The organism is Pseudomonas sp. 39004, assembly GCF_028682155.1.
GTDB lineage: Bacteria > Pseudomonadota > Gammaproteobacteria > Pseudomonadales > Pseudomonadaceae > Aquipseudomonas > Aquipseudomonas capeferrum.
Map to the genome: position 1 here is coordinate 1 of NZ_JANIAG010000019.1, position 24,818 is coordinate 24,818.

The 24,818-nt window shown below is 63.0% G+C and carries 21 protein-coding genes; 11 read left to right on the forward strand and 10 right to left on the reverse strand.

Annotated features, from left to right (window positions below; all coding sequences use genetic code 11):
* Positions 1 to 73 precede the first annotated feature (73 nt).
* From NP534_RS05440 to NP534_RS05460, 5 genes are read left to right on the forward strand one after another with little or no spacing between them, the layout of a single operon-like run.
* Positions 74 to 1,255 (forward strand): SfnB family sulfur acquisition oxidoreductase, encoded by a 1,182-nt coding sequence (locus NP534_RS05440; protein WP_274098043.1) that lies wholly within the window; start codon positions 74 to 76, stop codon positions 1,253 to 1,255.
* Positions 1,255 to 2,646 (forward strand): LLM class flavin-dependent oxidoreductase, encoded by a 1,392-nt coding sequence (locus NP534_RS05445; protein ID WP_274098044.1) that lies wholly within the window; start codon positions 1,255 to 1,257, stop codon positions 2,644 to 2,646. The genes NP534_RS05440 and NP534_RS05445 overlap by 1 nt, the downstream gene beginning before the upstream one ends.
* Positions 2,639 to 3,439 (forward strand): MetQ/NlpA family ABC transporter substrate-binding protein, encoded by an 801-nt coding sequence (locus NP534_RS05450; protein ID WP_274098045.1) that lies wholly within the window; start codon positions 2,639 to 2,641, stop codon positions 3,437 to 3,439. Before NP534_RS05445 ends, NP534_RS05450 begins: the two co-directional genes overlap by 8 nt.
* Before the next feature lies 1 nt (position 3,440).
* Positions 3,441 to 4,550, forward strand: a complete 1,110-nt coding sequence (locus NP534_RS05455; protein WP_274098046.1) for a methionine ABC transporter ATP-binding protein — start codon at positions 3,441 to 3,443, stop codon at positions 4,548 to 4,550.
* Positions 4,540 to 5,184: a methionine ABC transporter permease gene (locus tag NP534_RS05460; RefSeq protein WP_033703266.1), complete on the forward strand. Its 645-nt coding sequence runs from the start codon at positions 4,540 to 4,542 to the stop codon at positions 5,182 to 5,184. Before NP534_RS05455 ends, NP534_RS05460 begins: the two co-directional genes overlap by 11 nt.
* A 48-nt stretch (positions 5,185 to 5,232) precedes the next feature.
* Here the strand turns inward: NP534_RS05460 and dibA are convergent, their stop codons facing one another.
* Positions 5,233 to 7,128 carry a phosphodiesterase DibA gene (gene dibA, locus NP534_RS05465; protein WP_186660492.1) on the reverse strand — a complete coding sequence of 632 codons (1,896 nt, stop codon included), beginning with the start codon at positions 7,126 to 7,128 and terminating at the stop codon, positions 5,233 to 5,235.
* Between the two features lie 147 nt (positions 7,129 to 7,275).
* On the opposite strand from dibA, the gene desA reads away from it, so the two are divergent.
* Complete coding sequence (gene desA / locus NP534_RS05470; RefSeq protein ID WP_274098047.1) at positions 7,276 to 8,460, forward strand: delta-9 fatty acid desaturase DesA; 1,185 nt, start codon at positions 7,276 to 7,278, stop codon at positions 8,458 to 8,460.
* Between the two features lie 100 nt (positions 8,461 to 8,560).
* Complete coding sequence (locus NP534_RS05475) at positions 8,561 to 9,592, forward strand: GGDEF domain-containing protein (protein ID WP_274098048.1); 1,032 nt, start codon at positions 8,561 to 8,563, stop codon at positions 9,590 to 9,592.
* Between the two features lie 122 nt (positions 9,593 to 9,714).
* Here the strand turns inward: NP534_RS05475 and NP534_RS05480 are convergent, their stop codons facing one another.
* The 4 genes from NP534_RS05480 to xthA all read right to left on the reverse strand — a co-directional run bounded on the left by NP534_RS05480 (position 9,715) and on the right by xthA (position 15,145).
* Entirely contained in the window at positions 9,715 to 10,983 is a 1,269-nt protein-coding gene (locus NP534_RS05480; RefSeq protein WP_274098049.1) for a response regulator, read from the reverse strand.
* Between the two features lie 136 nt (positions 10,984 to 11,119).
* A complete protein-coding gene (gabT, locus tag NP534_RS05485; protein ID WP_033703273.1) occupies positions 11,120 to 12,397 on the reverse strand; it encodes a 4-aminobutyrate--2-oxoglutarate transaminase in 1,278 nt (425 codons plus the stop codon).
* Between the two features lie 182 nt (positions 12,398 to 12,579).
* Positions 12,580 to 14,022, reverse strand: coding sequence for an NADP-dependent succinate-semialdehyde dehydrogenase (gene gabD / locus NP534_RS05490; protein ID WP_186660500.1), 1,443 nt, complete (start codon positions 14,020 to 14,022; stop codon positions 12,580 to 12,582).
* 310 nt (positions 14,023 to 14,332) lie between these two features.
* A complete protein-coding gene (gene xthA / locus NP534_RS05495; protein ID WP_033698293.1) occupies positions 14,333 to 15,145 on the reverse strand; it encodes an exodeoxyribonuclease III in 813 nt (270 codons plus the stop codon).
* A gap of 162 nt (positions 15,146 to 15,307) precedes the next feature.
* On the opposite strand from xthA, the gene NP534_RS05500 reads away from it, so the two are divergent.
* The 3 genes from NP534_RS05500 to NP534_RS05510 are packed head-to-tail and all read left to right on the forward strand — an operon-like array spanning position 15,308 to position 21,423.
* Entirely contained in the window at positions 15,308 to 15,958 is a 651-nt protein-coding gene (locus NP534_RS05500) for a GNAT family N-acetyltransferase (protein WP_033698291.1), read from the forward strand.
* Between the two features lie 51 nt (positions 15,959 to 16,009).
* Entirely contained in the window at positions 16,010 to 17,752 is a 1,743-nt protein-coding gene (locus NP534_RS05505) for an autotransporter assembly complex protein TamA (RefSeq protein WP_274098050.1), read from the forward strand.
* Positions 17,749 to 21,423 carry a translocation/assembly module TamB domain-containing protein gene (locus tag NP534_RS05510; protein WP_274098051.1) on the forward strand — a complete coding sequence of 1,225 codons (3,675 nt, stop codon included), beginning with the start codon at positions 17,749 to 17,751 and terminating at the stop codon, positions 21,421 to 21,423. The genes NP534_RS05505 and NP534_RS05510 overlap by 4 nt, the downstream gene beginning before the upstream one ends.
* Positions 21,424 to 21,432: 9 nt before the next feature.
* Here NP534_RS05510 and NP534_RS05515 read toward each other — a convergent pair whose 3' ends face one another.
* The 4 genes from NP534_RS05515 to NP534_RS05530 form a co-directional block, all read right to left on the reverse strand.
* Positions 21,433 to 21,996 carry a DUF2589 domain-containing protein gene (locus NP534_RS05515; protein WP_274098052.1) on the reverse strand — a complete coding sequence of 188 codons (564 nt, stop codon included), beginning with the start codon at positions 21,994 to 21,996 and terminating at the stop codon, positions 21,433 to 21,435.
* Positions 21,997 to 22,055: 59 nt separating this feature from the next.
* On the reverse strand, positions 22,056 to 22,742 hold the full coding sequence (locus NP534_RS05520; protein WP_274098053.1) for a DUF2589 domain-containing protein: 687 nt from the start codon (positions 22,740 to 22,742) through the stop codon (positions 22,056 to 22,058).
* A gap of 65 nt (positions 22,743 to 22,807) precedes the next feature.
* On the reverse strand, positions 22,808 to 23,188 hold the full coding sequence (locus NP534_RS05525; protein ID WP_274098054.1) for a Mor transcription activator family protein: 381 nt from the start codon (positions 23,186 to 23,188) through the stop codon (positions 22,808 to 22,810).
* 252 nt (positions 23,189 to 23,440) lie between these two features.
* A complete protein-coding gene (locus tag NP534_RS05530; RefSeq protein ID WP_274098055.1) occupies positions 23,441 to 23,899 on the reverse strand; it encodes a hypothetical protein in 459 nt (152 codons plus the stop codon).
* A 150-nt stretch (positions 23,900 to 24,049) separates the two neighbouring features.
* Between NP534_RS05530 and NP534_RS05535 the strand changes: the two genes are divergently transcribed.
* Positions 24,050 to 24,238 (forward strand): hypothetical protein, encoded by a 189-nt coding sequence (locus tag NP534_RS05535; protein ID WP_274098056.1) that lies wholly within the window; start codon positions 24,050 to 24,052, stop codon positions 24,236 to 24,238.
* 36 nt (positions 24,239 to 24,274) lie between these two features.
* On the opposite strand, the gene NP534_RS05540 is transcribed toward NP534_RS05535, so the two are convergent.
* Positions 24,275 to 24,649 (reverse strand): fe2+ zn2+ uptake regulation protein, encoded by a 375-nt coding sequence (locus NP534_RS05540; protein ID WP_274098057.1) that lies wholly within the window; start codon positions 24,647 to 24,649, stop codon positions 24,275 to 24,277.
* Positions 24,650 to 24,818: the final 169 nt, after the last annotated feature.

Below are 24,818 nucleotides of genomic sequence, written 5' to 3' on the forward strand. Positions count from 1 at the left end.
CCCGATCCCTGTAGGAGCGGCCTCGCGTCGCGAAAGGGCCGCGAAGTGGCCCCAAAGGCCCCGGAGAAACACCATGACCACAAACATCATCACCCACGACAGCCAAGCCCTGGCCATCGCTGAAGACATCGCCCAGCAACTGCGCCGCGACAGCGCCCTGCGCGACCGCGAGCGCCGCCTGCCCCTCGCCGAACTCGACCTGTTCACCCGCTCTGGCCTGTGGGCCATCAGCGTACCCAAGGCCTTCGGCGGCGCCGGTGTTTCCAATGTTACCCTGGCCAAGGTCATCGCCCGCATTGCCCAGGCCGACGCCTCGCTCGGGCAAATACCGCAAAACCATTTCTACGCCCTGGAAGTCCTGCGCGTAAACGGCAGCCCCGAGCAGCAACAGCGCTTGTACGCCGAAGTGCTGGCGGGCCGGCGCTTCGGCAATGCCTTGGCCGAGCTGGGCACGAAAACCGCCAACGACCGCACCACCCGCCTGACCCGAGATGGCGACGGCTTTCGTATCAATGGCCGCAAGTTCTACGCCACCGGCGCCCTTTACGCCCAGCGCATCCCCACCTCGGTGATCGACGAAGACGGCGTGCAGCAACTGGCCTTCGTCCCCGCCGACAGCCAGGGCCTGCAGGTGATCGACGACTGGAGCGGTTTTGGCCAGCGCACCACCGGCAGTGGCTCGGTGGTATTCGACAACGTGTGGGTGCGTGCCGAAGACGTCGTGCCGTTCCAGAGCGCATTCGAACGCCCGACCCCGGTCGGCCCACTGGCACAGATCCTCCACGCTGCCATCGACACCGGCATCGCCCGCGCCGCCTACGAGGATGCCCTGCACTTCGTGCGCACCCGCAGCCGCCCCTGGGTCGACTCGGGCCTGGACAAGGCCAGTGAAGACCCACTGACCCTGAAAAGCTTCGGCCAGCTCGCAATCCGCCTGCACGCCACCGAAGCCCTGCTGGAACGCGCGGGCGAATACCTCGACCGCGCTCAGCAGGATAGCAGCGCCGACAACGTCGCCGCCGCCTCCATCGCCGTGGCCGAAGCACGCGCCATCAGCACCGAAATCTCCCTAGCCGCCGGTACCACGCTGTTCGAACTGGCCGGCAGCCAGGCCACCCTGGCCGAGCACAACCTCGACCGCCATTGGCGCAACGCCCGGGTGCACACCCTGCACGACCCGGTGCGCTGGAAGTACCACGCCATCGGCAACTACTACCTCAACAACGAAAACCCGCCCCGCCGGGGGACCATCTGATGGCCAAGCAGATGCTGCTCAATGCCTTCAACATGAACTGCATCGGGCATATCAACCATGGCCTGTGGACCCACCCGCGGGACACCTCGACCCAGTACAAGACCCTCGCGTACTGGACCGACCTGGCCCGCCTGCTGGAACGGGGGCTGTTCGACGGGCTGTTCATCGCCGACATCGTCGGCACCTACGATATTTATGGCCAGTCGCTGGAGGTGACCCTCAAGGAGTCGATCCAGCTGCCGGTCAACGACCCCTTGCTGCTGGTCTCGGCCATGGCCGCAGCCACCCGCCACCTGGGCTTCGGCCTTACCGCCAACCTCACGTACGAAGCGCCCTACCTGTTCGCCCGCCGCCTCTCCACCCTAGACCACCTGAGTAACGGCCGGGTCGGCTGGAACATCGTCACCGGCTACCTCGACAGCGCTGCCCGCGCCATGGGCCTGGCGCAGCAACCCGAGCACGACCGCCGCTACGACCAGGCCGACGAATACCTGCAGGTGCTGTACAAACTGCTCGAAGGCAGCTGGGCCGACGATGCCGTGGTCGCCGACCGCGAGCAGCGCATCTACGCCCAGCCCGACAAGGTGCGCAAGGTCAGCCACCACGGCGAGTTCTACAACGTCGAGGGCTACCACCTGAGCGAACCGTCACCGCAGCGCACACCGGTGCTGTTCCAGGCGGGCAGCTCCGCACGCGGCCTGGCGTTCGCCGGCAACCATGCCGAATGCGTGTTCATCAGCGGCCAGGACAAAACCGCCACCCGCGCCCAGGTCGACAAGGTACGCGCCGCCGCCCAGGCAGCCGGCCGCGATCCGCAGGCCATCAAGGTGTTCATGGGCATCACGGTGATCGTCGCCGCCACCGAGCAACAGGCCCAGGCCAAGCATGCCGAGTACCTGCGTCATGCCAGCCCAGAGGCTGGCGTTGCGCACTTCGCCGCCTCCACCGGCATCGATTTTGCGGCCTATGGGCTGGACGAGCCGATCGGTTTCAGCAAGGGCAACGCCATTCAGTCGGCCACCCGCCAGCTGCAGGAAAACGCCTGGACCCGCCGCCGCCTGCTTGAGCAACACGCCTTGGGCGGGCGCTACGTGACCTTGGTCGGCACACCCGAGCAGGTCGCCGATGCGCTGATCGCCTGGCTCGACGAAACCGGGCTGGACGGCTTCAACCTGACCCGCACCGTTACCCCGGAAAGCTTTGAAGACTTCATCGACCTGGTCATCCCGCAACTGCAACAGCGCGGCCGTTACAAGACCGCCTACGCCGAAGGCACCCTGCGCGAGAAGCTGTTCGACAGCGACCACCCGCACCTGCCCGCCAGCCACCCCGGCTCGGCCTACCGCTTCACCCCAACCCCCGCCCCGACTGGAGCCTTGCACCATGCTTGAGAAACTGTTCCGGCCCGTCGCGGCCATGGCCTTCACCCTCGGCCTGTGCGCCAGCGCGATCGCCGCCGAGCCCTTGAAGATCGGCACCACCTCAGCCTTCGCCATCCCACTGGAAACCGCCGTGGAAGAGGCCCACAAGCAGGGCCTGGAAGTGAAACTGATCGAGTTCAGCGACTGGATCGCGCCCAATGTCAGCCTCAACAGCGGCGACATCGACGTGAACTACTTCCAGCACATCCCGTTCCTGGAAAACGCCAAGGCCGCCGCAGGCTTCAACCTGGTGCCTTACGCGCCGGGCATCATCAACAACGTCGGCTTGTACTCCAAGCGATACAAAAGCTTCGCCGAGCTTCCCGAAGGCGCCAGCGTGGCCATCGCCAACGACCCGATCAACAGCGGCCGTGGCCTGCAACTGCTGGCCAAGGCCGGGCTGATCACGCTCAAGCCGGGGGTCGGCTACAAGGCCACAGAAGACGACATCGTCGCCAACCCCAAGAAACTGAAGATTCTGCAGGTCGAGGCGGTGCAACTGGTGCGCGCCTATGACGACGCCGACCTGGTCCAGGGCTACCCGGCCTACATCCGCCTGGCCAACACCTTCGACGCCACCTCGGCGCTGCTATTCGACGGCCTGGAGAACAAGGAGTACGTGATCCAGTTCGTCATCCGTCCGCAAAACAAGGACGACCCCCGCCTGGCCAAGTTCGTCGACATCTACCAGCACTCGCCCGCCGTGCGCGCGGCGTTGAACAAAGCCCACGGCAACCTCTACCAGGCCGGTTGGGAGGGCTGACATGAGCCAGGCCAGCGCGCTCAGGGCGCCGACCCCACAACCATTGCCGCCAACGGCCAAGGAACAGGCCCTGCGCCCCGACGTCAATGAAGCCCATGTGCGCTTCATCGGCCTGGGCAAGACCTACCCTGGCCAGGCGCAGCCCGCCTTGCACGGCATCGACCTGAACATCCGCCGGGGTGAGATCTTCGGCATCATCGGCCGCAGTGGCGCCGGCAAGTCATCGCTGCTGCGTACCATCAACCGCCTGGAGCAGCCCAGCCAAGGCCGCGTGCTGATCGACCAGGTAGACATTGCACCGTTCGACGAGGACCGCCTGGTCGCGCTGCGCCGTCGCATCGGCATGATCTTTCAGCACTTCAACCTGATGTCGGCCAAGACCGTGTGGCAGAACGTCGAGCTGCCGCTGAAGGTGGCCGGTGTGCCCAAGGCCGAACGCCAACGCAAGGTCCGCGCGCTGCTGGAACTGGTTGGCCTGCAGGAAAAGCACCAGGTATACCCGGCGCAGCTTTCCGGCGGGCAAAAGCAGCGTGTCGGTATTGCCCGGGCACTGGTGCACGACCCCGAGATCCTCTTGTGCGACGAGGCCACCTCGGCACTGGACCCTGAAACCACTGCCTCGATCCTTGAGCTGCTGCGCGACATCAACCAGCGCCTGGGCCTGACCATCGTACTGATCACCCATGAGATGGCGGTGATCCGCGATATCTGCCACCGCGTGGTGGTACTGGAGCGTGGCGAAGTGGTCGAGCAAGGCGAGGTCTGGCGGGTATTCGGCGCACCACGCCACGAGGTGACCCGCACCTTGCTCGCGCCGTTGCAGGCCAAGTTGCCAGCTAGCTTGCAGGCCAGCCTCAAGGCCAGCCCGGTGAGCCGCGACAGCGCCGTGGTACTCAAGCTGACCTTGCTCGGCGAGCCGGAGCTGTCGGCCCTGTTCAACGACCTGGGCGGGCGTGTACGCCTGTTGCAAGGGGGTGTTGAAACCATAGGTGAGCATGCGCTCGGGCAGTTGATCCTGTCGGTGCAGCACTCGCCACACGAAACCCACCAGCTGCTGGCGCGCGCCCGCCGTTGGGCCGAAGACGTGGAGGTATTGGGCCATGTGGTTTGATCGCCTGCTTGAAGGCTTGCTCGATACCCTGCTGATGGTCGGCGTGTCTTCGCTGATCGCCCTGTTGGTCGGGGTGCCGATGGCGGTGCTGCTGGTCACCAGCGACAAAGGCGGGATATTCGAGGCGCGCCTGCTTAACCGGGTGCTGGGCGCGTTCGTCAACCTGTTCCGCTCGATCCCGTTTCTGATCCTGATGGTCGCGCTGATACCCTTCACCCGCCTGTTGGTCGGTACTACCTACGGCGTGTGGGCGGCCGTGGTGCCGCTGACCATCGCCGCCACACCCTTCTTTGCACGCATTGCCGAAGTGAGCTTGCGCGAAGTCGACCATGGCTTGGTGGAAGCCGCGCAAGCCATGGGCTGCCGCCGCTGGCACATCGTCTGGCATGTGCTGTTGCCCGAAGCGCTGCCGGGCATCGTCGGCGGGTTCACCATCACCCTGGTGACCTTGATCAACTCGTCGGCCATGGCCGGGGCGATTGGCGCCGGTGGGCTGGGGGATATTGCCTATCGCTATGGGTACCAGCGCTTTGACAGCCAGATCATGCTGACCGTGATTGCCATGCTGGTGGCGCTGGTAGCGGTGATTCAGCTGGGTGGGGATCGGTTGGCGAAGGGGTTGAACAAGCGGTGAGCCATTTGGTGGGCCGCTGTGCGGCCCCAAGATCATACGGGCACCACCTCACTCCCAATCCAAATCCCCAGCCGGCACCGGCCGCCCAAACCAGTACCCCTGCCCCAACTGACACTGTTCCTGCAGCAAAAAGCTGGCCTGTTCCTGCTGCTCGATGCCCTCGGCATGCACCTGCATGCCCATGCTGCGGGCCAGAGCGATGATCACCCGCACAATCGCAATGTCATCGTCGTCATGCGGCAACCCGGCGACAAACCCCTGGTCGATTTTCAGCTTCTGCACCGGCAAGCGCTTGAGCCGCAGCAGCGACGAATAGCCTGTACCGAAATCGTCGATAGCCAAGGTGACCCCCAGCTCACGCAAGCGATGCAGCTGCTCCAGCGCTACTTCCGGGTCTTCCATCACTGCGCTTTCGGTCACTTCCAGTTCGAGCAACGCCGGGTCAAGGCCGGTTTCGTGCAACACCTCGGCCACCTGCCGATACAGCGCGTGCTGGCCAAACAGACGGCTTGAGATATTCACCGCCACAAAGGCCATTTGCCGGCCTTCACGCTGCCACTGCACCATCTGCCGGCATGCCTGGCGCAGCACCCAGGCGTCGATCTCGGCAATCAGCCCGGTGCGCTCGGCGATCGGGATGAATTCGCTCGGGGGCACCAGGCCGCGTTGCGGATGCTGCCAGCGTACCAGCGTCTCGACCCCAACCCGCTTCGCCGTGGCCAGGTCGTGCACCGGCTGGAAGTACGCCCGCAATTCGTCCTGCTCCAGCGCCCGGCGCAGCTCGCCCGCGGTTTCCACCCGGTGCTGGGCGTGCGCGGTCAGCTCCTCGGTGTACAGCGCATAGCAGGCGCGCCCGCTGCTCTTGGCCTTGAACAGCGCCGAGTCGGCGTTACGCAGCAGTTGCTCGGCGCTCAAGGCATCGCTGGGGAACAGGCCGATGCCCACGCTGACACTGATGAACAGGCGATGCCCATCAAACACGAACGGCTCGCGCATGCGCTCGATGATGCGCTGCGCCAGCTTGCCGGCCTGGCCGACCTGCTGGCAGTTCTCGGCCAGTACACCGAACTCGTCGCCGCCCAGGCGCGCCAGGGTCACACCGCTGCCCACCACCTCGCCCAGGCGCTCGCCCACCAGCTTGAGCAACTGGTCGCCAATGGTGTGGCCAAGCCCGTCGTTGATACTCTGGAAATGGTCCAGGTCGAGCAGCAGCAAGCCGCAACCGCGCTTGTTGGCTTGCGCCGTGACCAGTGCCTGTTCGACGCGGTCGGTGAACAGCAAGCGGTTGGGCAGGCCGGTCAGCGGGTCGTGATGCGCCAGGTAGGCCAGCTCTTGCTCGGTATGCTTGATCGCGCTGATGTCGCTGAACACCGCCACGTAATGGCTCAGCTCGCCGGCGTCATCGTGTATGGCACGGATCGTTTGCCATTGCGGGTAGATCTCGCCACTTTTGCGGCGGTTCCAGATCTCGCCGCTCCATTCACCCTTCTCGGCCAGGGTGGCGAAGATCTGCTGATAGAACGCCACGCCGTGGCGGCCCGACTTGAACTTGTTCGGGCGCTGGCCAACGACCTCGTCCTGCTGGTAGCCGGTGATGCGCATGAAGGCGCGGTTGACGTGCACGATCAAGCCTTGGCGGTCGGTCACCAGCACGCCTTCGAGGGTACTGTCGAACACCGCCGCCGCCATGCGCAGCCGCTCGCGGTCCTCGCCACGCAGGCGCACGCCGATGCCGATGAAATTCAGCAGCCGCGCGCGCGAAACGAAGATCAGCACCGCGCTGAACATCACCCAGATAACCACATTGATCTGCTGCCCCACGGTCAGCGCCAGCGGGTCGTCAGTCATACCCTGCAGCAGTACCTGGGCGAGCACCAGCCAGAGGATCGACAGCACCACATAGAGCGCTGCCATGCGCAAGGCGTCGCGAACGGAAACAGACATGTCGGGGGGAGTGGCCCTTGAACGAAGATCAGGCATTATAAAGGTTGAAACATGTCGTGACGTCCTATCTGAATGGGTGACTGGTTTTATTTCCCTGCCAAGGGATAATCATGCCCTTCCCCTGTGTTCTCGAGGGTTTTAACACCTATGTGGTACAACGGCCTGCTCGACTTGTCGGCCTGGCAACTGGTCGGCATCACACTGCTGATGACCCATGTGACCATCGTCAGCGTCACGGTTTACCTGCATCGCTACTCCGCGCACCGGGCCTTGGAGCTTAATGGCGCGCTCAAGCACTTCTTCCGCTTCTGGCTGTGGCTGACCACGGCGCAGAACACCCGCGAGTGGACCGCCGTCCACCGCAAGCACCACGCCAAGTGCGAAACCCCGGACGACCCGCACAGCCCGGTACACAAGGGCTTGAGTACGGTCCTGCGCAAAGGCGCCGAACTCTACCGCGAAGAGGCGCGCAACCCCGAAACCTTGCGTATCTACGGCAAGAACTGCCCGGACGACTGGATCGAGCGCAACCTCTACTCGCGCTACAAGCTGGGCGGCATTGCCCTGCTGGCGGTGATCGACCTGCTGCTGTTCGGCACCCTCGGCATCACCGTCTGGGCGGTGCAGATGATGTGGATTCCGTTCTGGGCTGCCGGTGTGGTCAACGGCCTTGGCCATGCGGTGGGCTACCGCAATTTCGAATGCCGTGACGCTGCCACCAATCTGGTGCCGTGGGGCATCGTCATCGGTGGCGAAGAGCTGCACAACAACCACCACACCTACCCCAACTCGGCCAAGCTCTCGGTCAAGCGCTGGGAGTTCGACATGGGCTGGGCCTGGATCCGCCTGTTCTGCCTGTTGCGCCTGGCCAAGGTGCAGCGCGTAGCACCGATCGCCCACCGGGTAGAAGGCAAGGCCAACCTGGACATGGACACCGCCATGGCCATCCTCAACAACCGCTTCCAGATCATGGCCCAGTACCGCAAGCTGGTGATCGGCCCGCTGGTCCAGCAGGAACTGGCCAAGGTCGATGCGTCGGTACGCCACCGCTTCCGCCGCGCCAAGCGCCTGCTGTCGCGCGAGACCAGCCTGCTGGAAGACCGCCACCACGTACGCATCGAGTCGCTGCTTGCACACAGCCAGGCGCTCAAGGTCATCTACGAAAAGCGCCTGGCCTTGCAGCAAATCTGGGCGCGCACCAGCGCCAATGGCCACGACATGCTCGCCGCCATGAAAGACTGGGTGCACGAGGCCGAAGCCAGCGGTATTCACGCGCTGCACGACTTCGCCGCACAGCTCAAGACCTACTCCCTGCGCCCCACCGGCGCCTGAAGGCCATTGATCGGCACGCCCTGCTGTCAGGGCGTGCCGCTCGGAACTTCCCCCTCTGGTTTCGACTCCAACCCGGCACATCGCCCGCGTGGCGGGCCTGATGCTGGCCGCACGCTTCCTTGTCGAGACTCGCTCCGTGCACATGGCCAAAAAATTTCCAACATCGCTGCCCGGCACCCCACCTCCAGAAGCCGCCCAAACCTTGCTGGCCCTGCTTCACGCCCAAGGCGAAGTCGCCCGCCTGAGTGAGCGCGAACAACTGTTCAGTTCATTGCTCGACAGTGTCAACGCCGTGCTTTGGGCGTTCGACTGGGAAGCCCGCCAGGTGCTGTACGTCAGCCCTGCCTACGAACGCATCTTTGGCCGCCCGGCCAGCCTGGTGCTGGCCGACTACAACGAGTGGCGCGACAGCATCTACCCCGACGACCTCGAATACGCCGAGCGCAGCCTGGCCCAGGTGCTGCTCAAAGGTTCGGTGGAAGACCGCGAGTACCGCATCCTCAATGCCGAAGGCCAGGTGCGCTGGCTGAGCGACAAGTGCTACATCAACCAGCAGCGCGAGGGCGAGCAGCGGGTGATCGTTGTCGGCATCGCCGAGGACATCACCGAGAAGAAGCAGCTTGAAGGCGAACTGCATCGCCTGGCCACCACCGACGTGCTGACCCAAAGCAGCAACCGTCGGCACTTCTTCGAATGCGCCCAACAGGCGTTCGAAAACGCCCGCGAGGACGGCACCCCCCTGGCGTTCCTGCTGCTGGACATCGACGACTTCAAGCAGGTGAATGACAGTTACGGCCACCAGGAAGGCGACCAGGTACTACAGCGCATCGCCGACAGCGGCAAAGCCGTGCTACGCCGGGGCGACCAGTTCGGGCGTATTGGTGGCGAGGAGTTTGCGGCAGTGTTCCCTGGCTGCAATGCGCAGGTGGCAGAGCAGATTGCCGAGCGTTTGCAACGCGAGATCCAACGGCTGAGCTTCAGCCATGGCGATCATGAATATGGCGTGACCGTGAGCCAGGGGCTGACGGCGTTGAGCGACGTGGACGAGTCCCTGGACAGCCTGTTCGCCCGCGCCGATGCGGCGATGTACCGGGCCAAACGCCAGGGGAAGAACCAGATCGTACGGGGGTAGTTAGGTGAAATTTGGGGGGGTGTGAATGCCTGGAGATTGTATTTAGGGCCGCTGGGTGCCTGGCTTGGTTTTTTCAGGGCGGCGCTCGATGTTCGCGGCACCTCCAAGCCCAAGACAAGCACTTAACCGCCCTCACCCGCCCCATTTTCGTTCACAGGTGATTCTTCACCCTGCGCCTTCACCTCAGGGTTTTCCACCTTGCGCAACCGGCTCAGCTCCGGCAAGCCGATCTTCAGCAGCCGCGCAGTCTTGTTACTGGCAACCGGCTCCAACCCATGACCCGCCGGCAGCCGCGACAATTGCCCAGCCAGGTTCATCGCCAGGATCTCCCGCGAATACACGCCACCGCCCAGTTGGTAAACCGCCGCGATCAATTCGCGCAGCGCCAGTGGCAAGCGCCAGCGCGTGCGCAATGCCGAACCAAACGCTGCGCCGTATTCATCCAGTGACTGCTGCACCCTGCCCTCGTCCAGCTCCCCACCGGCCAGGCGCCACTCCTGCAGGCAACGCAACACTGCCAGGTCGCCCAGGCAGTGCAGCAGCCCCGCGCAGTAGCAACGCCCTTCGTCCAGTTCGAGCATGCGCGCCAGGCTGCGACCGTATTCGGCACAGTGCAGTGAGAGGTTCCAGTAGTGGGCCGCATGCTGCGCCAGCAGCGGGTCACTCAGCCGTGCGCTGCGCTTGAGCGTCATGCCCAGGATCAGGTTCATGCTCTGGGTACTGCCAAGCTTGTTCAACGCCTGCAGCAAGGTTTGCACGGGCGCATCGCGGTGCAGGGCAGCGCTGTTGGCGGCGGCGATCAGCACCGCAGTGACCTGCGGGTCGTTGCGCACTTCCTCTTCGAGCACCTTCAGGTTCAGGCCCTGGGGGTTCAGCGCCCGCTTGATCGCCACCTGCACATCGGCCAGCAGCGGCCCACCATCGGCGGTAGCGCGGCGCTGTTCCAGGTAGCCAGGCAGGCTGGCACCCGGTTGCAAGTGCGGCACCGGGCAGGCGATTTCCTCGCCCACGGCCAGCAGCAGCTCTTCCAGACGCTTGCGCAGGTTTTCCAGGTTCAGTGGCTTGCTCAGATAAGCCGTGGGGTGCAACGGCAACGCCTCGCGCACGCTGGCGCTGTCGCTGCGGTTGCTCATCAGAATGAACGGCAACCCAGGGCCCTTGGCGCGCACCTTGCGCAGCAGGTCGAGGCCATCGACGCCGGCCAGCTCACGCGCAGCGATGATCAGGTCGGGCTTGCTCGATAGCGCGGTCAGTGCCTGCGAGCCGTCGGCGCAGACCTGCAGCCGGGCATCGCAACGCACGCTGAGCAGCATCTCCTTGAGCATGTCACGCACCCACGGGTCGCCTTCGACTATCAATACGCAAGGTGGGGTGGGGTCTACAGCGCTCATGGCCAACTCCTGAATATCCCTGACACGCAATCCGTCGCAGCTTCCTGGGCAAGTCCTGCGTCAACCATAGCGCCCCTCAGGTTTTCTGGGCACAAAAAAAACCCGCCGAAGCGGGTTTTTTCAGAAGCGCGTCACATTAGGCGAGTTCAGCGAAGCACTCTTCGATGATGGCCAGGCCTTTGTCCAGCAGCGCGTCTTCGGCGGTCAGCGGGACCAGGATACGCAGGACGTTGCCGTAGGTGCCGCACGACAGCAGGATCAGACCCTTGTCACGTGCCTTGGCAACTACTTGGCCAACGGCAGCGGCATTCGGGGTGTGAGTGCCTTTCTCGAAGACTTCGACAGCAATCATCGAGCCCATACCACGGATGTCACCGATGATCGGGTTTTTGTCCTGGATCTTGCGCAGGCCGGCAACCAGGTGCTCGCCAACGGCCTTGCTGCGGTCCAGCAGTTTTTCTTCTTCGAACACTTGGATCACGGCCAGGGCCGCGGCGCAAGCGATCGGCGAACCGGCGTAGGTGCCGCCCAGGCCACCTGGGGCGATGGCGTCCATGTACTCGGCCTTGCCGCACACACCGGCCAGCGGGAAGCCGCCAGCGATCGACTTGGCGAAGGTGGTCAGGTCAGGCGCGACGCCCATCTGCTCCATGGCGAAGAAGGTGCCAGTACGGCCAGCGCCGGTCTGTACTTCGTCGGCGATCAGCAGGATGCCGTGCTGGTCGCACAGGGCGCGCAGGCGCTGCATCAGCTCTTTCGGCGCCGGCAGGAAACCACCTTCACCCTGAACGGGTTCCAGGATGATCGCGGCGATGTCCTTAGGCTCGGCATCGTTCTTGAAGATGCGTTCGACCGAAGCGATGGCGTCGTCGACGCTCACGCCGTGCAGTTCGTTCGGGAACAGTGCGCGGAAGATGCCGCCTGGCATCAGGCCCATGCCAGCGGAGTACGGCACAACCTTGCCGGTCAGGCCCAGGGTCATCATGGTACGGCCGTGGTAGGCGCCGGTGAAGGCGATCACGCCAGCACGGCCAGTGGCGGCACGGGCGATCTTGACGGCGTTTTCAACGGCTTCGGAGCCGGTGGTGACCAGCAGGGTCTTCTTGTCGAAGTTGCCTGGGACCAGCTTGTTGATCTTCTCGCACAGCTCTACATAGGGTTCGTAGGCCAGCACCTGGAAGCAGGTGTGGCTGACTTTGGTCAGCTGCTCTTGCACAGCTGCAACCACTTTCGGGTGCAGGTGGCCGGTGTTCAGTACAGCGATGCCGCCGGCGAAGTCGATCAGTTCGCGGCCTTCAACGTCGATCACGGTCGAGTTCTTCGCGGTATCAACGAAGATCGGGTGAATTTGGCCGACGCCACGTGGGACGGCAGCTACACGGCGTTGCATCAAGGATTCGTTGGTCTTGCTCATAATGCCCTCATTGCGCCGATCGGAATGGCGCTTTTATTCGGGGGTGGCTGGGAGTGCTCGCGCACAGTATTCGTTGATCGACTGCCGTGAACGCCCTGGCCACCAGGTACTGCATGTAAAAAAGGCCAGCGAGACGTCGCTCTCGCGCCCCGCTGGCAGAGGTAAAGCCTTTTAACCGGTGATCAGACGCTGATGCACAGGTATTTGATTTCGAGGTAGTCCTCGATACCGTATTTGGAACCTTCGCGGCCCAGGCCCGAAGCCTTGATGCCGCCGAACGGCGCGACTTCGTTGGAGATCAGGCCGGTATTGATGCCGACCATGCCGTATTCCAGGGCCTCGGCAACACGGAACACACGGCTCATGTCACGGGCGTAGAAGTACGAAGCCAGGCCGAACTCGGTGTCGTTGGACATGGCGATGACTTCGGCTTCGTCCTGGAAGCGGAACAGCGGCGCCAACGGGCCGAAGGTCTCTTCCTTGGCTACAGCAGCAGTCTTCGGCACGTTGACCAGGATGGTCGGCTCGAAGAAGTTGCCTTCGATCAGCTTGCCACCGGCCAGCACCTTGGCGCCTTTGGAGACTGCGTCTTCGATGTGTTCCTGGACCTTGGCGACAGCCTTGCCGTCGATCAGCGGGCCAGTGGTGGTGCCGTCTTCCAGGCCGTTACCGATCTTCAGCTTGGCCACTGCGGCGGCCAGCTTCTCGGCGAACGCGTCGTAGACGCCGTCCTGCACGTAGATACGGTTGGCGCAGACGCAGGTCTGGCCGTTGTTACGGTACTTGGAGATGATCGCGCCCTCGACGGCCTTGTCCAGGTCGGCGTCGTCGAACACGATGAACGGGGCGTTGCCGCCCAGCTCCAGGGAAACCTTCTTGATGTCCTTGGCGCATTCTTGCATCAGCTGGCGACCGATTTCGGTCGAGCCGGTGAAGGACAGTTTGCGTACCAGGGAGTTGCCGGTCAGCTCGCCGCCGACTTCGCCAGCGCTGCCGGTGACGACGCTCAGCACGCCAGCCGGAATACCGGCACGGTGAGCCAGCTCGACCAGGGCCAGGGCGGAGTACGGGGTTTGCGAAGCAGGCTTGAGCACCATGGTGCAGCCAGCGGCCAGGGCCGGGCCGGCTTTACGGGTGATCATCGCCGCCGGGAAGTTCCACGGGGTGATGGCCGCGGTAACGCCGATTGGCTGCTTGATGACGATCAGGCGCTTGTCGGGCTGGTGGCCCGGGATGGTGTCACCGTAGACGCGCTTGGCTTCTTCGGCGAACCACTCGATGAACGAGGCCGCGTAGGCGATTTCGCCCTTGGCTTCGGCCAGTGGCTTGCCTTGCTCGGTGGTCATCAGGCGAGCCAGGTCATCCTGGTTCTCGATCATCAGTTCGAACCAGCGACGCAGCTTGGCCGAACGCTCTTTGGCGGTCAGGGCACGCCAGGCCGGCAGGGCTTTGTCGGCGGCTTCGATGGCGCGGCGAGTTTCCGCGGTGCCCATCTTCGGCACAGTACCGATGACTTCGCCGGTGGCCGGGTTGGTCACCTTGATGGTCTGGCCATTGTCCGCATCCAGCCACTCACCATTGATATAGGCTTGCTGGCGGAACAACTGAGCGTCTTTGAGCTGCATGTCGGCTTCCCGAATTGTTGATTGTTGAAAAGCGCCCAAAGCAGGGCATCGAGCGTTTGAAATCTCAAACGAATGCTAAGCGGCTGCTGGGGTGTAGGACAATAGGCTGTTCGAAAAAAAGAACGAATGGTTGAACAGCCCATCTGAAATCGCCCGCAGAACGGCCGCTACAGGGTAGACGATCGGGCGGGTAGAAATGTGAAAGGGGGGTGATAGCGGGGAGATTTTCAGCGCCTGGGAGATCGAGCGCCGCGCGGGCGGCGCTCGATCTCATAAACGCTGAAAATCCACCGCCTACACCCAGCCTCGATCAGCTCAACTCCAGCCAGATCGGCGCATGGTCGGACGGCTTTTCCATCCCACGCAGTTCATAGTCCACGCCCGCTGCCTTGATCCGCGGCACCAGGTGCTGCGAGGCCATGATCAGGTCGATGCGCAGGCCACGTTTTGGATCGTCCTCGAAACCACGGCTACGGTAATCGAACCAGCTGAAGCGGTCGGCCACTTCCGGGTAAAGGTGGCGGAAGCTGTCGACCAATCCCCAGCCCTTGAGGCGCTCCATCCACTCGCGCTCTTCGGGCAAGAAGCTGCATTTGCCAGTCTTGAGCCAGCGCTTGGCGTTGTCCGGGCCGATGCCGATGTCGCAGTCCTGGGGCGAGATGTTCATGTCGCCCATCACCAGCACCGGCTGGTCATTGCGGAACTGACCTTCGAGCAACGCCTGCAGGTCACTGTAGAAGCGCTGCTTGGCCGGGAACTTGGTGGGGTGGTCGCGGCTTTCACCCTGGGGGAAGTAGCCGTTCATGATAGTGACCGGGTTGCCATCGGCATCGGCGAAGGTGCCCCAGATGAAACGGCGCTGGGCGTCTTCTTCATCGGTGGCAAAGCCCTTGTGCAGGCTCAGGGGGGCCTGGCGCGACAGCAAGGCAACGCCGTAGTGACCCTTCTGGCCGTGGTAGTGCACGTGGTAACCCAGCGCCTGGACATCGGCCAGCGGGAACTGATCGTCACTGACCTTGGTTTCCTGCAGGCCGATCACGTCCGGCTGGTGCTTGTCGATCAACGCCGCCAGCTGATGCGGGCGGGCACGCAGGCCGTTGATGTTGAAACAGACGATCTTCATGGAAAGACAATCCTGGCAAAAGCCGCGATGCTAGCCGACATCGCACGTCATCACCAGCATGGCGGGTTGCGAGTGCTGCTGCTAACGTGCTGTAGGGGGTGAACGATGCGCGGTGGAGCCCCTCCAAGGCACTGTAAGCCCATTCCAGGAGGACTGCCCGCAATGCCCGACACCACTGCCACCCCGGCCCGTATCTGCCAGCTCGACGATGGTTACAGCCGCGAGGCACGTTCGCTGCTGTACAACGCCTACCGCCACGAGCCTACGTTCGCCTACATTTTCGAAGCGCAGCGCCCAGGCTATGAGCGGCGTTTGCGCGTGATGGTGCGTGAATGGGTACGCCAGCATTTCTATCTGCAATTGCCTGCAATCGGCCTGCTGGTGGATGACCGCCTGATTGCCGTGGCCCTGATCGTGCCGCCGCTGCGCAGGCTGGGGGTGGCCGACAGCTGGGCCTGGCGTTTGCGCATGATGCTGGGTACTGGCCTGCGCTGTACGCGGCGCTACATGGATTACCAGGCGGCATTGGCCAGTTGCCTGCCCACAGACCAGGTGCACGTGTTGCCGTTGCTGGGGGTGCATCCACAGTTCCAGGGGCGCCAGTACGGCGAGCAATTGTTACAGGCTGTGCATGACTGGTGCGCAGAAGACCCGAGCACCCAGGGCGTGGTGCTGGACACCGGCAATGAGCACTACCTGGCGTTCTATCAGCGTCAAGGCTATGAGGAAATTGGCGAGGTTGCTGTAGGGCCTATCCGTGAGAGGGTATTTTTTCACCCCAACCCGGTCTCTTCGAATCCTGCTTTTGCCTGACAGGCCGCCAGACGGCTCCCTTGAGCGCCCGGCTCTGGTAGCATGCGCCGCATGACGTATTCAGGAAGATTGACCTGGGGCCTGGTTTTCTGGGTCGCCAGTTTTGCAGCATGGGGCCAGAGCGAGTTGTTGGTGAAGGTAAAGCCCGCCAACAAAGCGCTCAAGGCCAATGTCGAAGGCTATATTGGCAACCTTGGCGACCGCGACGAAGAAGCGCTACTGCGCTTCAGCCGCGGGGCCGAGGAGCAGGCGCGCAAAGCAGCGCAGGCACTTGGCTACTATCAGGCCCAGATCGAAACCGAGGTCAAGCCTCCGACCAAGGCCGACCAACCCGCGCAACTGATCATCCAGATCGCGCCGGGCGAGCCGGTAAGGCTGCGCGACGTGACCGTGCGTATCGAAGGCCCTGCCAGTGAAATGAAGGCGTTCCGGGTGCCCGACAGCAAGGCGTTGCGTGCTGGCGAGCAGCTCAACCACGGCCTGTATGAGGATGCCAAGCGGCTGATCCAGAATCAGGCCTCGCGCTATGGGTTCTTCGCCGGCCGCTTCAGCCGCCAGCGCCTGGCGGTTGACCCCCAGGCCGGTGTGGCCGACATCGAACTGGTCTACCAAAGCGGCCCTCGTTATCGCCTGGGCGCAGTCAAGTTCGGTGGTGACACCCCCCTCGATGATGACCTGCTGCAGCGCATGGTCTCGTTCAAACCCGGCACACCCTACGATTCCGAGCTGATCGCCGAGCTCAACAACGACCTGCAATCGAGTGGCTACTTCGAAGGCGTGCGGGTAGATGCCGCGCCGACAGCTGCCGTAGGTGAGGACATCCCCGTGGATGTCCGCCTGGAAACCCGCAAACCCCGCACCATGGGCCTGGGCCTGGGCTTCTCGACCGACGTCGGGCCACGCGGCAAGGCCAACTGGACGCGGCATTGGGTCAACCCCCAAGGCCACAGCTATGGCTGGGAAACCGAGCTGTCGGCCCCCCGTCAGAACGTCGGCCTGTGGTACGACATCCCGCTGGACCCGCCGCTGACCGACAAGTTGCGCTTTGCCGGCGGTTACCAGAACGAGGAAATAGCCGGTACCGACACCCTCAGCAAGCTGCTGACGGTTGGCCCGGAATGGCACAGCAAGTTGCCCAGTGGCTGGCAGCGGGTCATCTCGCTCAAGTACCAGCGTGAGGAATACCGCCTGGGCGATGACTCGGGGCTGAGCAACCTGCTGATGCCGGGTGTGAGCTTTTCGTACCTGCGCAGCGACAACCGTATCGACCCACACAACGGCTACCGCTTGCAGTTCGATACACAGGTGGCCAAGGAAGGGCTGGTGTCCGACACCAACCTGCTGCACGGCAACGTATTGCTCAAAGGCCTGACCACGCTCGGCCACAACCATCGCTTCCTCGGCCGGGTGCAGTTCGGCGGCAGCGCCACCAACGGTTACAAGCACAACATCCCGCCTTCGCTGCGCTTCTTCGCCGGTGGTGACCAGAGCGTGCGCGGCTATGACTACCAGACCCTGTCGCCGAAAAACAGCGATGGCGACCGCATTGGTGGGCGCTACCTGGTGGCAGGTAGCGTCGAGTACCAATATTCAGTGACTGAGAAGTGGCGGGTGGCGACCTTCGTCGATCAAGGTAACTCGTTCAACACGCTCGAACTGCCCAGCCTCAAGACCGGGGTAGGTATTGGCGTGCGTTGGGTTTCACCGGTCGGGCCGCTGCGCCTGGACCTGGCCAAGGCACTCGATGACGAGGGTGGTATCCGCCTGCACTTCTCCATGGGGCCTGAGCTGTGACACGTGTGTTCAAATTCATTCTGCTGGGGCTACTCGGCCTGGTATTGACTGTGGGCCTGGCGCTTGGCGTGCTGGTAGGTACCGAAAGCGGCAGCCGCTGGGCGTTGGCAAAGGTGCCAGGGCTTGAGGTTGCTGATTTCACGGGCCGACTGGCCGGCACTTGGCAAGCCAGTCGGCTGAGCTGGGTCGACGGCGGTAACCGGGTCGAAGTACAGGCGCCTCTATTGGCTTGGTCGCCCGCGTGCCTGTTGCGTGGCACCTTGTGTATCGAGCAGTTGCATGCCCAGCGCATCGACATGGCGTTTGCGCCGAGTGAAACGCCTGCCGACAGTGGTCCTTTGCAGCTCCCGGCCTTGCGTTTGCCGGTGGCCATCGAACTGGGTGAGGTCAAGGTCGGCCAGTTGCGCCTGGACGGCAGCGACCTGCTCGGTGATCTGCAACTGGCGGCGCATTGGACCCGGACCGGGATGCGCATCGATAGCCTGCAACTGCAACGGGACGACCTGCGCCTGGACTTGCAAGGTGACTTGCAGCCCGAAGGCGACTGGCCTGTGCAATTGCAGGGGCAGGTTCAACTGCCCTCGGTGGAGGGCAAAAGCTGGCAGCTGGCACTGGCAGCAAAAGGCGAGCTGCAGAAAACCCTTACGCTCGAAGGCACCAGCTCGGGTTACCTCGATGCAAGCTTGAACGGTGAGTTGCAGGCGTTGGCCGAACACCTGCCGGCAACGTTGCAGATCCGCTCTAAGGCCTTCAAACCGGCCGCTTCGCTGCCCGACACCGTGCAGTTCAACCAGCTCGAACTGAACGCCAAGGGCGATCTGCTCAAGGGCTATTTACTGTCGGGTTCGGCCAGTCTGCCCGCAGAACAGTCGCCGATCGCCTTGGCCTTGTCCGGGCGGGTAGACACCAAGGGTGCCAAGCTCGATGCCCTTGACCTCAGCGCCAGCGATAGCCAGCGGCTCAAGCTGCAGGCTACTGCCGACTGGCAACAGGGCCTGAGCGCCGAGGCCCAGCTCGAATGGCTGGATTTCCCATGGCTGCGCCTGTACCCACTGGAAACGCCGCCCGACGTCACGCTCAAGCGCTTCAACGCCCAGGTTCGCTACCGCGATGGCAACTACCAGGGCGCCTTCAATGGCGACCTTGACGGCCCTGCAGGTGCCTTCACGCTGGCCAGCCCGTTCGAGGGTGACCTGACTCAGGTGAAGCTGCCACAGCTGGCGCTCACCGCCGGGCAGGGCAAGGCCGCCGGCAGTGTCGCGGTGCGCTTCGCCGATACACTGGCGTGGGATGTCGATCTGCAGCTTTCGGCGCTGGACCCTGCGTACTGGCTTGCCGAACTGCCGGGTACCCTGGCCGGGCCTCTGCGCAGCAAAGGTGAAATGAAGGGTGAGGAGCTCAAGCTCGATGCCCAGCTCGACCTCAAAGGCCGCCTGCGCGGTCAGCCGGCGGTGCTCAAGGTCGAAGCGCAAGGGGCAGGGCAGAGCTGGACCCTCGGCGCCCTGGCGATCCAGTTGGGTGACAATCGCATCAACGGCAGCGGCAGCTTGCAACAGCGGCTGGCAGGGCGGGTGGATCTCGACCTGCCCCGCCTGGGCCAGCTATGGCCCAGGCTGCAAGGGCAAGTCAAAGGCCGGCTGGACATTGCTGGCAACTTGCAAGCGCCCCAGGGCACGCTCACCTTGCAGGGCCAGCAACTGGCGCAGGCCGAGAACCGTATCCAGCGACTGGACCTCGACGCCCGGCTGGATAACGCCCAGCGTGGCGTGATCGAGCTGAAAGCGGGTGGCATACACCTGGGCGACACGGCGCTGGGCACCTTGCAGGCCAATGGCAAAGGTGACATTCGCCAGCAAGCCCTGACGCTGGCGCTCGACGGCCCGCAGCTCAAGCTCGACCTTGGCCTGGACGGCCAGCTGAACAAGGGCGATTGGCGTGGTCGGTTGGCCAGTGGGCGGATCCAGGCCGGTGGCCAGGACTGGCAGTTGCAGGCACCGGCACGCTTGCAGCGCCTGGCCAGCGGCCAGCTGGATTTCGGCGCCCATTGCTGGCGTTCCGGTCAAGCCAGCCTGTGTGGTGAAGACCAGCGCCTGGCGCCGGAGCCGCGCCTGCGCTACCACCTCAAACAGTTCCCCCTGGACAGCCTGGCCCAGTGGCTGCCAAAAGATTTTGCCTGGCAAGGCCTGCTGAACGCCGACGTCAACCTCGATGTGCCGGCCACTGGCCCCAAGGGCAGCATCGTTGTCGATGCCAGTGGTGGCACCCTGCGGGTGCGTGACAAGGACCGCTGGGTCGACTTCCCTTATCAGGCCTTGCGCCTGGACAGCACCCTGGCGCCACGACGTATCGATGCCCGCCTGGCATTTCGCGGCGAGCGCCTGGGTGAACTGAGCGTGAATACCCGCATTGACCCACTGGGCAAGAATAAACCGCTGTCGGGTGATTTCAGCCTGGCGGGCCTGGACCTGTCGGTGGCCCGCCCATTCGTGCCCATGGTCGAGCGCCTGACCGGGCAACTCAATGGCAGCGGTCGTTTGTCGGGCACCTTGCTTGCGCCACAGGTCAACGGCAACCTGGTGTTGAGTGGTGGCGAGGTCAGCGGCGCCGAGTTGCCGCTAAGCCTGCAAGACCTGTCATTGCAGGCAACCATTGCGGGCGAGCAGGTTCAGCTCAATGGCAATTGGCGCAGTGGCGAAGCAGGGCGCGGCCAACTGACCGGTAACCTCACCTGGGGCCAGGCGCTGGGCATGGACCTGCGTTTGCAGGGCCAGCAATTGCCGGTGACGGTGGAGCCCTACGCGACCCTGGAAGTCGCTCCCGACCTGAACCTGCGCCTGATCGACGACAAACTTGCGGTGACGGGCAAGGTCCAGGTGCCAAAAGGCAAGATCACGGTACGCGAACTTCCGCCATCAACCGTGAAGGTGTCCGATGACACGGTGATCATCGGCCATCAGACCGAAGAGGGTAAACAGCCCCTGGCAATGGCGATGGACATCGATGTCGAGGTTGGGCGAGACAAGCTGTCGTTCAGTGGTTTTGGCCTCACTGCCAACCTGCTCGGCCATGTGCACATCGGCGACAACCTCGATACCCGGGGTGAGTTGAGCCTGGCCGATGGCCGTTACCGTGCCTATGGGCAGCGCCTGACCATTCGCCGGGCGCGGCTGCTGTTCGCTGGCCCGATTGATCAGCCGTATCTGGACATCGAGGCCATTCGCAAGGTCGATGATGTGATTGCCGGTATCCGTTTGAGTGGCAGTGCCGAGCAACCGACCACACAGGTGTTCTCCGAGCCCGCCATGAGCCAGGAGCAGGCGCTGTCGTACCTGGTGCTGGGGCGCCCGTTGGGCACATCGGGTGAAGACAACAACATGCTTGCCGAAGCAGCGTTGGGCCTGGGGCTGGCCGGCAGTGCCGGTATCACCGGGAGCCTGGCGTCTAGCCTGGGCATCGATGATTTCCAGCTGGATACCGAAGGTTCGGGCAACACCACCAGCGTGGTCGCCAGCGGCAACCTGACCGAGAAACTGAGCCTGCGTTACGGGGTAGGGGTGTTCGAGCCTGCCAACACCATCGCGTTGCGCTACAAGTTGAGCCGGATGGTCTACCTCGAGGCGGCCAGCGGGTTGGCCAGCTCGCTGGATATCTTCTACAAGCGGGACTTCTGATAGCCGCGGTCAGCAACGGACCGTGGCCGCTTCGATGAATTCATTGGAGCCGGAGAGGGGGGGGGGACTGGACCTGGGTCTGCGTACCGGTGTGATCAGGCTGGTGTATTCCTCGATCAGCCGGTTCAGCGCTTCAGGCGGCTCGCTGGCCTGAAACTGCATGCGGATCTGCACCTCGTCGGGGTCGCGACTTTCGCCCTGACGGCCTTGGCCGCCAATGGTGACCTTGAAGCTGGCCGCAGTGTGCTCGTTGGCGGTCAGCAATGCTTCTTGCGCCTCGGTGCCCTTGACCCGAACCGACAAGTCGACCTGCATGCGTTCCAGAGCCAGGCCCTTGGGTGATACCAGCGCAAACAAGGGCACGCGCATGATGTGCTGTTCATCCATGGCCACTTCGACCATCTTGGCCTTCATCGGGGCGCCCAGTGCTTCGGTGTCGCAGTCGAAGAACTGATCGAACAGGTTGATGTACTGTTGAGCAATCAGGCTGTTGGTGGCACTGGCGGCTTCTTGCAGGCCCCGCGTGATCTCGCGCAGGTCGATGGATGTCATGGGGGCTAGGGACTTGTCCAATCATTCGGCTCCTGGGTGGGATGGTGCCCCCTGCTGCGAGGGGGCGATTCTTGCCAGCTTCAATTTGTTGGCGGGGTTTCACTGTCAGCTGGTTGTTTGCCAGGGGCCTGCGGATTGGTGCCTGCCGTGGGGCCTTTCAACCTGTCGGCCTGCGAGATAGCGTCTGAGCTATCAAGCGTCGCGCTCTTGACGATGGTGGGTTTGGTTGCGGCTTCGGTCAGGAAGTCGATGACCCTCATCATTGCTTCGGGCGGGTCCTGCCGCTTCAAGGTAGTGTTGAACGCGTAGCGGGCGCGGGTATCGGTCTTTCGGGTTTGCGTGGACTTGTGGCTGATGCTGCCCTTGACGTTGAGGCTGAATGGCCCCCAGCCAAGCGACCCGGTGGCTTCTGCGGCCATGTTCTTGTCGGCTACATCTTCCGACATCTGATTGATGGTCAGTTCGAACTCGACATTGCCTTCTTCGATGGAGATGTTCGGGTGGGTGATCGCTGCCACCAGCGGCACTTTCATCGTTTTGCTGACGACGCCTTGGTATTCGCCCTGTTCATCGACGATGGTTTCGTCATAGTCGAACTGGATCGCGACGGCCTTGCCTTCCTGAACGCAGACTTGCATCAGGAAGTCGGCATAGGACTTGCTGGCAGTGATCTGCGCCTGGACCATGGCTTGCAGGGGGCCTGCAATCATACGGTCCATCGGCAAGGCATTGATGACGGATCCGATGAGGCTAGAGTCTATGGACATAGCTGGATTCTCTTTTTAGTGGGGGTGCATGAAGGGTCGTCAGTAACGACCTCGTTGCTCATTGGCTAGCGAACGCAAGGTTCCTGGCGGCGGATATTGCCGATCTGGCGCAGGCTCAAGCCGTATTTGTCGGCCAGCAAGCTGCGCGACAAACCATCGGCGCTTTCTTTCTGGATCTGCAGGTTGCGCAGCTGGCGCATGAAGTGATCGGCCTTGGGGATTTCCAGGGCTACGCCGGCGAAGCGTTTGATCAGCGCATCGAGCGCCTCGGCTGGGAGTACATCGGCAAGCTTGGTCCGCTCGCGATGCTTGGGGATGTATTTGGGTCTGCCGCCATAGGTGCAGGTCAGCTGGAAGGCGTTTTCGATACCGATGCAGTCGATCAGCGCTTGCAATGAATGCGGCAAATGGCTGATGTCTATGCAGGTGAGGTCTGGTAACTCCATGCGACGCTCCTTCGTTCAGGGTTGCGATGCGGTAAGCGATCACCCGCGGCGTTATGTCGAAGGTGTGACTGGATTCTCAGGTAGAGTCAGGGCGCGTCGCTAGGCGGCATTTAGGCTGGGGTTTGTAGCCTCGGTGAACAGGGTTTGCAGGCAGCGATTTCGCTTGTTGTAGGACACTGCTTCAACTACTCGCCGCAGCTGTTGATTTTCCGTTGTCGCACTTCATAGCTTGCAAGTTGGGGGTGGGGACCCTCAGTCGCACGGATAGCTGCTCAACAGGCTGGCACTTTTCAAGTAGGCCTTGGGGGTTGTGCCCATGCCCTGTGGCAGGGCGCGCCAGTCCACAAGCAGGCACAGAGCACTGAACGCATGCTCGCCGCGCTTTCCTACAGTGCGATCGGGAAAGTCACGGCGATAAAGTGCTCGGGTCTGCTGCACGGGGTAAACTTGATCGGCCTGCGCCAAGGTCTGGCGGGCCAGCTCTGGCAGCAGCGATGCCGGCACGGTGAAATGAACCTGACCGGTGTGGGCTTGCAGGTAGCCGGCTTCGCGAGCGCGTTGCCAGAGTTGCTGCCATTGGCTGGAGCCGGCGTTGGCGGCCAGTTCGCTGCCTAGATTGAGCAACTGCTCGGCGGGCGCCTGGCGAGTGTCCAGCGCGTAGGCAGGGAGGTAAGTCAGGGCAAGGGATGCGAACAGCATGGATCTGTACATGGTGCCTCCGGCACGGGCGATGAGGGCCCAATGCTTTCAGGCGAACGGCACCATGCTAAGCAGGAAATGCAGCGCTGGTGCGGGTGAGCGTTGTATCATTGCCGCGGCTCGTTGCGAGCCATTTGCCCCTGATGTTGCAAGGAACTTTGAATGACACATGTGCAGCGCCTCAAATATTCACTTCTGATCATCCTGGTGGTACTGGGCCTCATGCTGGGCATGTCCCACCTGCAAAAGCAAGGCACGATCAGTGAGCAGACCTTCCAGATGCTGGCGATCGCCATTGCCGTGGTCGTGGTCGTGATAAACGGCATTTTGCGGCGCAAGGTCAAGCGCTGAGCTGTGCGGGCCGGCCAGCTGTGGCCGGCCATACGCTCAGCGCGGGGCGGTTTGATCCAGCACGGCGCGGGCCTGGGGGTTGAGGCTGTAGCATTTGTCGCTGCCCAGGTTGATGACGCCTTCGGCGCACAGCCGCTTGAGTACTTCACGCACACTGAGGAACGACAGCGGGATATCCAGTTGTTCCAGTTGCGCGTGCACACCACGCACGCCGATGCTGCGGCCATTGCGGTCTGCCGCATGCAGGGCATCGATCACTTTGAGCCGAATGAGGCTGGTGCGCAGGCCAAAGGTGCGCAACAGCTCGCGAATCTGTTCGTTACCAACACGTTCCTCGACGAAAGCGTCCTGTCCTTTGGGCGCCTTCCCCGGGATGTGCCCGGCCTGCATTGAGGGTTGCGGGTTGTACATGTGAATGCTCCTTTTCGTGGACTAACCCGAAATGTGGTTGCCTCACTTACTAGGACGAATGAGAACGGAAAATCTGCAGCCCGCTCGCAAAAAAATTGCCTGTTGCTGTTCAAGACGTTCTACCTCGTTGTAATACGTAAAATTTTCATTCAGCCATTCGTCTGATCGG